7 protein-coding genes are annotated in these 12,384 nt (G+C 37.2%); 1 reads left to right on the top strand and 6 read right to left on the bottom strand.

Annotated features, from left to right (window positions below):
• Positions 1–118 precede the first annotated feature (118 nt).
• Positions 119–2,527, top strand: a complete 2,409-nt coding sequence (locus GQS55_RS19060) for a Tex family protein (protein ID WP_159822179.1) — start codon at positions 119–121, stop codon at positions 2,525–2,527.
• A gap of 458 nt (positions 2,528–2,985) precedes the next feature.
• Here GQS55_RS19060 and GQS55_RS19055 read toward each other — a convergent pair whose 3' ends face one another.
• The 6 genes from GQS55_RS19055 to GQS55_RS19030 form a co-directional block, all read right to left on the bottom strand.
• Positions 2,986–4,620: a methyl-accepting chemotaxis protein gene (locus GQS55_RS19055; RefSeq protein WP_159822177.1), complete on the bottom strand. Its 1,635-nt coding sequence runs from the start codon at positions 4,618–4,620 to the stop codon at positions 2,986–2,988.
• 237 nt (positions 4,621–4,857) lie between these two features.
• A complete protein-coding gene (locus GQS55_RS19050) occupies positions 4,858–5,913 on the bottom strand; it encodes a DcaP family trimeric outer membrane transporter (protein WP_159822175.1) in 1,056 nt (351 codons plus the stop codon).
• A 391-nt stretch (positions 5,914–6,304) separates the two neighbouring features.
• Positions 6,305–7,882 (bottom strand): methyl-accepting chemotaxis protein, encoded by a 1,578-nt coding sequence (locus GQS55_RS19045; RefSeq protein ID WP_159822173.1) that lies wholly within the window; start codon positions 7,880–7,882, stop codon positions 6,305–6,307.
• A gap of 193 nt (positions 7,883–8,075) precedes the next feature.
• Positions 8,076–9,452, bottom strand: coding sequence for a leucyl aminopeptidase family protein (locus GQS55_RS19040; protein ID WP_159822171.1), 1,377 nt, complete (start codon positions 9,450–9,452; stop codon positions 8,076–8,078).
• Positions 9,453–9,710: 258 nt separating this feature from the next.
• Positions 9,711–10,412, bottom strand: coding sequence for an exonuclease domain-containing protein (locus GQS55_RS19035; RefSeq protein WP_159822169.1), 702 nt, complete (start codon positions 10,410–10,412; stop codon positions 9,711–9,713).
• Positions 10,412–12,310 (bottom strand): putative nucleotidyltransferase substrate binding domain-containing protein, encoded by a 1,899-nt coding sequence (locus tag GQS55_RS19030; protein ID WP_159822167.1) that lies wholly within the window; start codon positions 12,308–12,310, stop codon positions 10,412–10,414. The genes GQS55_RS19035 and GQS55_RS19030 overlap by 1 nt, the downstream gene beginning before the upstream one ends.
• Between the last annotated feature and the right edge of the window lie 74 nt (positions 12,311–12,384).

Here is a 12,384-nt window from a genome sequence, read left to right as displayed (position 1 = left end):
TATATTTTGTACAAAAGTAGTTAAATGCATATTAGTAGTTATTCGACAAAGCGACTTTCTGGTATGATTTGCTACTATTGAAAAACACTTATTTATTTAACGTTGGAACTGTAAATCAATGTCAGCTATTGCCGAGCAAATCAGTGAGCAAATCGCTCAAGAACTTAAAGTTAAAACCTCTCAAATTAATGCCGCTATTAACTTATTAGATGATGGGTCAACCGTACCTTTTATTGCTCGTTATAGAAAAGAGGCAACAGAAGGTTTAGATGATAATCACTTGCGTGAGCTAGCAACTCGATTGGTTTACCTTCGTGATTTAGAAGCTCGACGCCAAGTTATCTTAACCAGCATAAAACAGCAGGATAAATTGACTGCAGAGTTAGCTAAACAAATTAACAGTGCTGATAATAAAACTCGACTAGAAGATTTATATTTGCCTTACAAGCCTAAGCGTCGTACTAAAGGGCAAATTGCTATTGAAGCGGGTATTGAGCCATTAGCGAATAGCCTCTTTAACAATTGGCAGCTTGATCCTGAGCAAGAAGCGCAAACCTATTTATCTACTGTCGTTACAAAGGATGCAGGCTTTGATGATATAGAAGCTATATTAGCTGGCGCTAGTGCTATTTTGGCTGAACGTTTTACTGAAGACGCTAACCTATTACAAAAACTGCGTAGCCATATCCTTAAGCAAGCACATTTAACCAGTAAGGTTGTGAAGGGTAAAGATAAAGAAGGTATTAAATTCAGAGACTACTTTGAACACAGTGAAAAATTAAAAACAGTCCCTTCACATCGTATGCTGGCTATGTTGCGTGGCCGTAATGAGGGCTTTTTACAGTTAAAAATTGATGTTGATCCTAGTCAAGAAAAAGGTACCGTTTCTAGTGCTGAACAAATTATTAATGACCATTTAACATTACGATTAACACAGCAAAAAGCGGCTAGCTTTTTAACGAGTACGGTCCGTTTAGCCTGGAAAAGTAAATTGAGTGTTAGTTTAAGTAATGAAATTTTAACGCAGTTACGTGAACAGGCCGAGCGACAAGCAATTAAAGTGTTTGCTGAAAATTTATCAGACTTATTAATGGCAGCACCTGCTGGGGCGAAAGTAACACTAGGTTTAGATCCCGGTTTACGTACAGGTTGTAAAATTGCAATTGTAGATGCCACGGGTAAATTACTTCATACCATCACTATTTTCCCTCACGCACCCCAAAACCATTGGGATAAATCAGTACGTACCTTAGTAAATGTATGCCGTCAGTATAAAGTTGAATTGATTGCGATCGGTAATGGTACTGGATCACGTGAAAGCGATAAGTTAGTCAGTGAGGTTATTGCGCAATTTGACTCTACTACGGGGTTAGCAAAACCGAAAAAAATGATAGTAAGCGAGGCCGGGGCATCGGTTTATTCTGCCTCTGAATTCGCAGCTAAAGAGTTTCCTGACCTTGATGTTTCAATACGTGGCGCCGTGTCTATCGCAAGACGTTTACAAGACCCATTAGCCGAGTTAGTTAAGATTGATCCCAAAGCTATTGGTGTTGGTCAATATCAGCATGATGTTAGCCAAAGTCAGCTCAGTCAAAGCCTTGATGATGTTGTCGAAGATTGTGTGAATGCAGTCGGTGTCGATTTAAATTCAGCTTCAGTAGCATTATTAACACGCGTTGCTGGTTTAAATAAAACGATGGCAAATAATATTGTTCAATTTCGTGATGAGCAGGGTGCTTTTAGTAATAGAAAACAGCTAAAGAAAGTGGCTCGTTTAGGACCGAAAGCTTTTGAACAAGCGGCAGGGTTTTTACGTATTAGTGGTGGTGATAACCCGCTTGACCAGTGTGCTGTTCATCCAGAAACTTACCTTATTGTCGAAAATATTATTAAGCAACTTAATATTGATAGTGCCGACTTACTTAATAGCGCAGAGCAATTACAGCAGGTTAATATTAGCGAGTTGGCAACTGAGCAATTTGGTGAAGTGACAATTAACGAGATTATTAAAGAGCTGATCAAGCCAAATCGTGATCCTAGACCTGAATTTAAAACAGCGACTTTTGCTGATGGTGTTAATAATATAGCTGACTTAGAAGTTGGTATGGTGCTTGAGGGTGTTGTTTCGAACGTTGCTAATTTTGGTGCATTTATTGACGTTGGGGTACATCAAGATGGTTTAGTACATATTTCGGCAATTACTGATAAATTTATCAGTGATCCACGAGAAATAATAAAGGCAGGCGAAATAGTTAAAGTTAAAGTCGTGGAAGTTGATGCAGCTCGTAAACGTATTAGTTTAACTATGCGTTTAGATGATAGTGTGAGTAAAAACGATGGGAGTGGTCAGGCAAAACCTGAAAGGGCAAGTACTCAACATAAACCGCAAAATAACAAGCCTCAACATCACAATAATAAATCTCAAGAAGCTACGCAAAGAAAGCCGCATAAACCTAAAAGCCAAAAAGTGGAAAATGCCGTTATGGGCAATGCTTTTGCTGATGCTTTTGCCAAGTTAAAAAAATAAGCTTACTTTAGGCTGCTTATCTTAATAAGCCACTTAGTATCTTTAATAAGTGGCTTAACACCTCCCTTCAGACGCTATTGGCGTTGTACTACCCACTGCATTGAATAATGATAGTTTTGGTGAGATTAGCCATTATGATTATTTATATTAGTCGCTAAAAAATATTTTAAATTAATGAAAATAACAGTTGACTACGTAAATGAAAATCATTATCATTTGTATGTTGGTTGAGGCAAGTGAATGCTCTCTCAGGCGCTTTAACTAATGGAGTAAGGTGGTAGCTTGGTGATTATGCCTCAGGACACATAATCATCAAGTTTCTTCTTTACACATTGATTCAACTTATTCCTTTGGGTCAGTCGATTGAAAATTTTTGATGGTTTTACCAGTACTTACAGTTTGTGAGTACTGGTTTTTTTATTTTAGTAGTTTGATATTTATGCTGCTTTACTTAAAACTTAAAACTTAAAACGTCCAACTACTTCTGACATACTATGGCTACTGGCTCTTAATTCTGAACTAGCGTCTAAAAGAGACTCTGATGTTGCTAAAGATTCATCTGTCATCCCGGCCAAATCATTAATACGTAAATTGACTTCATCAGCTGCTTGAGTCTGTTGCTCTGTCGCTCGTGCTATCTGAGTATTCATTTCAGAAATTAGTTCCATTAGTTTATCTATTTCAGATAAAGCATCATTGGCTTTACTCGTTTGTTCTACAGTTTGGTTAGAAATATCTTGGCTAACTTGTACTGCCGCGACTGCTTCTTGCGCACCGGCTTGTAATTTTTGAATCATTTGCTGTATTTCATTGGTACTTTGCTCTGTTCTATTCGCAAGCGTTCGTACTTCATCAGCTACGACAGCAAAACCACGACCTTGCTCTCCAGCTCTGGCGGCTTCAATAGCGGCATTGAGTGCTAACAGGTTGGTTTGTTCAGCAATCCCACGAATTACATCAAGTACTGAACCAATATTAACACTCTCAGCGGCAAGGCTAGTTACGACTTGCGAAACGCCATCAATATTGGTTGATAAGGACTGCATCTGCGTGATGGTATTTGAAATGATCTCTTTTCCTTGGTTGGTGTTCTTTTGCGCATCATTGGCGGCATTTTCAGCAGCGGAAGCATTATTGCTTACATCACGTATTTGAGAAGTCATTTGCTCCATTGCAGTAGCGACTTGCGTCGTTATATCACTCTGATTTTGTGTTAATAACTGTGCACTTTCACTGGCATTTGCAACTGATTGTGCACGGCTAAGTACAATATTAGCGTTGTTTGCTACATCGGCAAGGGAGTCACGCATTTTAGTCGTAAACTCATTAAAATAGTGCGCTAAACGTGAAATTTCATCTTGTGCTTTTTCATCTAAAGTACGAGTTAAATCGCCATCTCCTTCAGCAATATCTTTCATTAGGTCTGAAGCTTCGTTGGTTGGCGCAATAATACTTTTACCGATAATATAACCGAGAAGGGTGATAAGTAATATTAAGATAAAGACATAAGTCAGTAATGAATTTCGCTGAGTTTCAAATATAGTATCTACATCATCAATATAGGTACCCGATCCAATAATCCATTGCCAAGGCGTAAATCCTTTAACAAATGATATTTTATTTACCGGCTTGTCAATGCCAGGTTTAGGCCATTTATAAGGGACAAAGCCTTGACCTTTGTCTAGCACGACATTGACCATATTAATAAATAGGAGGGTTCCATCTGGATCTTTTGTGGTACTAACGTCTTTACCATTTAATGCTGGTGTGATCGGGTGAATAATTATGCGAGGTGTAAAATCATTTATCCAAAAATAATTATTGTCTTCATATCTAAGGCTGTTAAGCACTTGCATCGCTTGCGTTTTGGCTTGCTCTTCACTTAAAAGCCCATCGCTTTGTTGCTGATGAAAATGTTCTACTACACCGTATGCAGTTTCAACAACTTGCTGATTCGCATTGTACTTTTGCTTTAATAATGATTGATATGCTTGAGACAAGCTAATTGAGCTGAGAATAATAAAGCCAGATAAAACTAATGCCAAAAGTAATATCAGGCGTTGCTGGATAGTGAATTTACGTAAAAGTCGCATAGAAACCTCTTTGAAAGAAAAGCTATTAAGTTAGTATAGCCTCTTATAGATATTACCTACATAGAAATCATCAGGATATTAGCTGTTTATAGTCGTTTTTATGACTAATAGATAGAGTTGGAGATATCGCTTTGAATATTATTCGTTGCACAAAAAAGAGGAAGCAAAAGCTTCCTCAAAATAACCTCAATGGGAGGTTAACTAACGCAAGTTAATATGATTTGTTCGTTTTAAATACTATAAAACGTATTTAGCTGATAATTGAAAGTATGTTGAATCTCTGTCAAGTTCATCCATTTCGAAGTTACCAAGTTCAGCACCAAATGAAAGCTGTTTGGTTATATCTTTAAATAAGTTAACAGCAACGTGATTACGTTTTGTATCGGCTAAATCGGCATCTGTACTTCCATAAAATACCGTTGAACGCATATCATCAGTCCAGAAATGACGATAAGCCATCATGAATGAAGTGGTTTTTTCTGCTTTCTCGCCAACTAAATCTCTAGCAGCAACTACACCAACGTAGCGTCCAGTGTTACCACCATGCACTTGGAAGCGGAAATCATCTTTTCCAATAGTTTTAATTCGACCAGCGATACCAAAACCTAAAGCAGATTCTGTACTACCGCCCACGGTATTTAATTGACGTGCTAAACCAGACACTGACACGTTACCCCAGTCACCTTTAAAGGTATATTTAGCGATGAAATCTGGAATAGAATCTTGGCTACTATCACCTTTATCAGAATGTGGATTTTCTAAAGATAGTTGTAAACCACCGTTGGTATAACGGATTTGACCTTGTCTGATGAAAGCAGAAGCATTTAATGGCCCACCGAAATCAGCGGCTTCAGCTAGTGAGCTAGTGTTTTGAAATGTTGTCCATGTTTGACCCACTAAGATACTTTTATATTGAATAAAAGCATGGCGTAAACGCGGGTTAGATGAATTAGATACTATTTCATTACCACCGCCTGAAACTGCATCACCATAAAAGTCCATTTCAATAAAACCAGTAACATCGCCATGTACATATTTAGTATTAAAGCGGGTTTCATTTACTGCAATACCAAAGTTTGAAGTACCACCTTCTGCAGTAGGTGAGCCACTACCGTACCAATAATCTGTAGGAGAAACGTCACCATCGGTGTAGCGAGCATCAACTTTAATATATCCACCAAAGGTTAATTTATCATCGTCAGAAAGATCGAAGGTGTAGCCTGCATTCGCAGCGCTAGCCATAGTTAAAAGGCCGGCCGCTAACAAGGTTTTACTTTTTTGAATTTTAAACATTATGTTTCCCCATTTTATCTGCCTAAGGCAATATTATTTGTTGTATTAATTATTTTTATTATAAAAGCAGAATTTTTTCTCTACTTTTCAATACGGCATGGATTAAGTGTTCATTCGAGTCTTAAGGTAAGGTAAGGTTAATATGTACTTAAAGAAATTAGACATAAGTCTAAAGAGGTGATTTTTAGCCTTATACTTTAGTCTAGCGCATAAGTATTAATTAAATTATTGTTGTGGTAAAGAGAAGTTTTACCACAAAAGTAAGATTTTTTGATTTAATTTGAGTTGATAGCTCAATCATTATTACGGTTAATGTTATGAGCCATTAATTAATTATATTTACAACCTAGGTAGTAAATGAAGTGTATAGAATGGTAATAAATACAAGTTATTATTTTGCTTTAAAACCGATTCTAAAGCCGCCCCAATGTTTGCCGTTTATGAAAATAGGAGCAGACACATCATGCATTATTTCACCTGTATCACGTTTGTAAGTTTGTAATAAAAATTTGTCGGTGTGTTGGCCACAACGTATACCTGTAGGATCAGTAAATAATCGCTTGGTTCTATTATTAACCATATCAGTTTCAGGGTTGCCGGTTAGTGGCTTAGAAAAACATTTATTGTGCGTTGGAAAATAGCCATTAATATCAACAGCACCGGCATAAATCATATCATTGAATTCTTGCAACAAAGGTTCTTGAATTTGAGGTAGATTCTGATCAGTAAAGCTATCAAAACTTGTTGTGAATTTTTCCGGAATACTATTTCCTAAAGGCTTATAATTAAAATCAAAAAGTTGTTGTTGTGATATTTTGTTAGACGTAATGCTTTGCTCAAAAAGCTCGCCGACCTTTTGAGCTGCTAGTTCAGCTTGTTTGCACATGTTATTGATTGGCGTATTGTTATCAAATTCTGATAGGTGTACAAAAATCGATTCTGTACTGTTAGATAGTGTTTGCGCTTGCGTTGAAATATGCTGAGTTTCACGGCTTTTATCAACAAGAAAGTCATGCAAACTAACAACAGAGGTTGATATTTCAGCAGCGGCCAAATCTTGTTCTTGTAGCGCATGACTAATTTGGTTACTAGCAGCAGATGAATCCGCCATTAAGTTATCTATATCAGTAAATGATTGTGACAAGTCTTGTAAGGTTGTCACAACACTGTCAGTTTGACTCACTATTGTGGTCATAACGGTAGTGGTTTCGTTAGTTTCTTGGCTAATTTGTTTTAGCATTTCACCTATTTGCTGGGTAGCGTTAGCTGTTTTACCGGCTAATGCTCGTACTTCATCGGCAACAACAGCAAACCCTCGTCCTTGTTCTCCCGCTCTAGCGGCCTCAATTGCCGCATTCAATGATAATAAATTTGTTTGGGAAGAAATGCCATCAATGACATCAGTAATACTCTGTATTTCCAATGCTTTTTGTTCAAGTGATTGAATTTTACTTGAAGCATTATTGACTGATTCACTAAGCAGATTAACAACAGAAATATTATCGTGTAATTGTTGCGAGCTTGATGAACTTGCATTCATCGCTTGGTTAGATTGTTGTGAGGCTAGCTCAGCATTGTCATGTATTTGTTTGCTATTCATTGACATTTCTTCAGCTGCTGTGGCTAGACGGTCAACATCGTCACTGGATTTTTCTATAGCTTCGCTTAATTTAGTAAGAAAGAAACTAATCTCGGCGGAGTTTATCGCAAGCTCACTGACCTGATTACCCATTTGCTCGCCAATATTAGCAAAGTGATTTGACGCTTGTTGTGATGCTTTTGTTGAGGTACTTTCGAGAGAAGGTTGGTTTTTCTTAGTGATAATAAATATTGATAAAAAGCTTATAATTGCGATGGTTATTGTCGACAACAATAAGGAGGAAAATATATAGGCGCTAAAATAATGAATAGTTACAATAGGTACAGATAGCAAAAATGCTAATAGCATGCCGGATATCAATTTATTCATTATTATTACCTTTAAGTAACTAAGAAAACTCTATTTATTTGAGCATAGCAGAATATAATAGAAGAATAACCCTCAGCAATAGGACTTTAGTTGGAATAAATTTAATCAAATTGATCTAAAGCCCTATTGCTTGGTTGTTTACCAAAAAATATAATTAACAAATTCAGGTTAAAATAATATTTTAGTATGGTTGTTAGTTATATTTTATCTGTAAATAGTCAAACATAGCGCGGATACCAAAGGCTTCTCCTCCTAAAGGACGACCTGATAAAGGACGAACATTAAAGGCCATAACATCAAAATGTACCCAGTTAGTCTCTTTACCAACAAATTTTTGTAAATATAAAGCAGCGGTAATAGCACCACCAAAAGGGCCGGCAGAGCAGTTTGTCATGTCAGCAATGCTACTTTTAAATAAATCATTGTAAGGTTGGTACAATGGCATACGCCACACAGGGTCACTGATTTTGCTACCAGCGGTGGTTATACCTTCTGCTATTTCATCGTTTGTTGAGAAAAATCCCGGTAATTCAGTACCTAGAGCAACACGCATCGCACCAGTTAAGGTCGCAAAATCAATAATTAAATCAGGTTTATCATTTTCTGCTTCAGCTAAAGCATCACAAAGTACTAATCGTCCCTCAGCGTCAGTATTGTCTATTTCAACTGTTAATCCCTTACGAGTGGTAATAACATCACCAGGGCGCATGGCATTACTAGAAACTGCGTTTTCGACAGCAGGGATAAGGACACGTAAATAAATAGGTAAGTTATGTGACATAATTAAACGTGCTAAACCTAAAACATGTGCGGCACCGCCCATGTCTTTTTTCATATTACGCATGCCGGCAGATGGCTTTAAGTCTAATCCGCCACTATCAAAACAAACGCCTTTACCTACCAGTGTAATTTGTGGGTGCTGATCATCACCCCATGAAAAGTCAATTAAACGTGGTTTATTTACACTTGCTCGACCTACTGCATGTATCGTAGGATAATTTTGTGCTAGCAAATCATCGCCAATAATTTGCGATAGTTTTCCACCGAAAGTATCTATTAGTGACTGCGCAGTCTCACCAAGGTTCTCAGGCATCATATCAGCGGCAGGTGTATTCACTAAATCTCTTACGAGTGCTGTTGCTTCAGCATATTTAATTGCATTATTCACTAATGCTTGTTCAGTGACCGCGAGGCTAGGCAGATTTTTTTCTTTACGATCTGTTTTATATGATGAAAATTCGTAAGCACCAACCAACCAAGCAAAACATATGGCTTGTTGATGTTCTGGTGCAGCTTCTAGCTTATATTGACTTGATGGAAGTTGAGTGATTAAGTTGCCACAAGCAAAGTAATGGTTAGCATCGTCAACGACAAAAATAGCTTGGCTCAAAGAGCCTTCTGAACCGACAGAGAAACTTGGTAATAACGCAAGTCCTTCACCTTGATAACTAGTTTGTTGTAACCAATTCTGATCACTTTGACTTTGTGTCTTTAGCCATTGCGTATAAGTGGATTTTTCTAGAATGGTAAGTGGAGTACCGGTATTTCCAACGTTAAGTAATGAGTGCATGTGGGTCCTTTATTGATCTTTATCTTATGGTGTTTAAATTCCAGTTGAATTTTGCCACTTAGATAAATTGGGTTTATATGGAAAGACTCAGGTTAAAACCTAAGTTATCATCATAAATTAATTGTAACTTATCCCGTCCAAACGCACTAAGTGATTTTTACAAATGGCTTAATTATCCCGTAAGATCATTGATTTTGATCTAATAATTAGCTATCTGTCTGTTAATTGTCGGGTACTTGGTATTAATTTATGCCAAAACTATAAGAGAATATCTTTGAGTTGTACTATTTCAGTTTTGTTTTTGTCATTAACTTGTGCAAGTAATAACTCAGCGGTTGCAATGGCATCATTAAGTGCATTGTGTCCATGATGATCTGGTAGTTGATATTTGTGGCGTAAGCTAGATAAGCGTAATTCTGATGGGTCATAAGAGACATCACGTTTATCTAATTTACGCTTAGCTATTACTAGGGTATCTATAATGGGGAAGTCGGGTGCCATACCATAAAGTTCAAGGCATGCTTGTTGCAAAAATTGTCGTTCTATTCGCGCGAAATGCACTAGCATTACTTTACCGGTTAATGCAGTTAATAACTTTTTAACGACAAGCTCCAAAGGCTGACCTTGCTCTTTCTGGTCATCGGTAATTTGGTGGATAATAACATTACTTTCTTTTAATCTTGTTGTTGTGTTTATTATCTGGTGATAACAGGATTTCAGTTTTATTTGTTCCTGTTCCATCACAACAAAACCAATACTAAGCAGCTTATCTTTTTTAGCATCAAGTCCCGTAGTTTCAAAGTCTACTGCTAAAATTGGCAAGTCATGAATAGGGGTGTCTAATGTGGGAAAAGGGACTGACAAAAAATCTTTAAGTGGTCCTTCGGGCGCTTTTTTTAATAATCGTTTACGTTTCGCTTCATAGCCGGAAATATAGTTCATAAAAACATTGAGTGGCATTAGAAGTTGGCCTGTCTTGAGTCTTGCAGTGTTTTAATTACTTTAAAAGCATCTTTTAAATGTTCACGTTCTAACTTAGATAGCTCCTTAGGAGAAAGGTAATTATCAGGTTCAATATCTTTGGTTAGCTGATTTGCTTGATGTTTTACACGCAATATTCCTAAAAACTCGTATGCGTCTACTAAGTTTTCTGCGGATGACTGCGTAATAGCGGCAGAGCCTGCGGCTTGCTTAATGCGTTCAATAGTATTAACAGCACTAATACCCTGGGATAGTGCATAGATACGAGCAAGATCGACTATAGGAGCAATGCCATTATGTTTAAGATCTAACGTGGCCTTGTGCTTACCATTTTGTTTTAATACAAAGTCTCTAAAAAATCCCAAAGGAGGGCGTAAAGCCAAAGCGTTTTTGGATAAATGAGCGATAAATAAACTATTGTTTTGTGTTTTTTTCAGTAAATTAGCTCGTACATTGTTAAGTAAGTTAGCATCACCACAAATAGTTTCTAAATCAAAAAAGACGCTGGAATTTAATAATGCTTCAGGGCTTGGTGTATCAATCCAGCCGTCGAAATATTTTTGCCAATTTTTTACCGGTTGTCGCCATTTATCATTGGTTGCCATAATGTAACCAGGACAATAAATAAAGCCACAGTCGGCTAAACCATCACACACAAAGTGAGCTAAACTTTCAAACCAAGCATCATCGTCGGGCTTCATAGAGTCGCAGATAATAATGGCATTGTCTTGATCTGAATGAGCAAGTTGTTCTTGTCTTGCTTGTGAGCCCGCAGCTAACCATGCATAAGGAACCGGTGGTGGTCCAAATTTTTCTTCTGCCATTTCAATAAGGCGTTTGGTAAAGGACATAGTGATAGCACTAATACTTTTACCTACATGATCAGCACTTGCGCCTAGTTTTGCTAAACGAATTTGCAATTTAGGCAATAACACACTCACTTCTATTAATTGCTCTAAACTTTTAGCTTTATGAATAATACTAGAGAAATTAACCGTATTATGACCTTCATTGTTCATTAAATCGGTGACGGTTACCATACCAACGACTTGACCCTGATTAGTAACCGGTAAGTGTTGTATATGTTTGGCTGTCATGGTCATTAAGGCATCGTAAGCATTGTTTTTTATATCAATAGTACTCATGTCACGAGTCATTATTTCAGCGATACTTGTTGAAATGGGTAAACCTTCAGCAACACAGCGCCGACGTATATCTTTATCAGTCACTATTCCTACACAGTTTTTGTTATCTAATACCACTAAGCAGGTATAACCTTGTTCTGTCATTTGTATTGCCGCTTGTTGGATGCTTTGGCTAACATCGATACCGGCAATAGGAGAGTGATAGAAATTACTAACAGGCATATTCATTAATGTAGAAGAAATAATGGCTTCTTCATTGATTTTAGACATTTTTTTCTTAAGTCGTTCAGCAGAGTTATGATTGAAATAGTCACTAATGCTTGGATACTTCTCGCCGATGTCCTTCAATACTTGAGCATCTAAACTATAAACTAAACAGTCTTCATCAGTTTTTACGCGCTGTTCTGTTGATAGTGGTGCGTTATTTGGATCAACATTACTTTGATCTGTGTTGTTTATCGGTTGCAATATTTGTTTGCAAAATTCACTGCATAAATCACCTTCACCTAATCGAGAAATTAACTCACCATTACTTGATAGACAACTTAAGGCTCCTTTGCGAACAATATACAGACGTGCTTCTTTCACGCCTTTTGGCGGAAGGAACTCATCTTTTCGAACATAATTAATCGCTAGCTCTCTAATTAAGCGCGCTAAAGCAGGCTGTGGCAAGCTGTCAAAAGGCGGAATACTTTGGATGAAGCTATAAATCTCAGAAAGTTCAGTGTCCATATTGATTACCTGTATACGCTCTTGTTTGATAGGAGTAAGTATTGATATAGCCAAGCAAATTGTAAAAGCGTATA

The sequence above is a fragment of the Colwellia sp. 20A7 genome (genome assembly GCF_009832865.1).
Taxonomy (GTDB): Bacteria; Pseudomonadota; Gammaproteobacteria; order Enterobacterales; family Alteromonadaceae; genus Colwellia.
The sequence above is the reverse complement of the archived record's forward strand: the minus strand, read 5'-3'. Positions and strand labels throughout refer to the sequence as shown.

Coding starts and splice junctions, on each gene's coding strand:
- GQS55_RS19060 (WP_159822179.1), top strand. CDS start 119: ATGTCAGCTATTGCCGAGCAAATCAGTGAGCAAATCGCTCAAGAACTT.
- GQS55_RS19045 (WP_159822173.1), bottom strand. CDS start 7,882: ATGAATAAATTGATATCCGGCATGCTATTAGCATTTTTGCTATCTGTA.
- GQS55_RS19030 (WP_159822167.1), bottom strand. CDS start 12,310: ATGGACACTGAACTTTCTGAGATTTATAGCTTCATCCAAAGTATTCCG.
- GQS55_RS19035 (WP_159822169.1), bottom strand. CDS start 10,412: ATGCCACTCAATGTTTTTATGAACTATATTTCCGGCTATGAAGCGAAA.
- GQS55_RS19055 (WP_159822177.1), bottom strand. CDS start 4,620: ATGCGACTTTTACGTAAATTCACTATCCAGCAACGCCTGATATTACTT.
- GQS55_RS19050 (WP_159822175.1), bottom strand. CDS start 5,913: ATGTTTAAAATTCAAAAAAGTAAAACCTTGTTAGCGGCCGGCCTTTTA.
- GQS55_RS19040 (WP_159822171.1), bottom strand. CDS start 9,452: ATGCACTCATTACTTAACGTTGGAAATACCGGTACTCCACTTACCATT.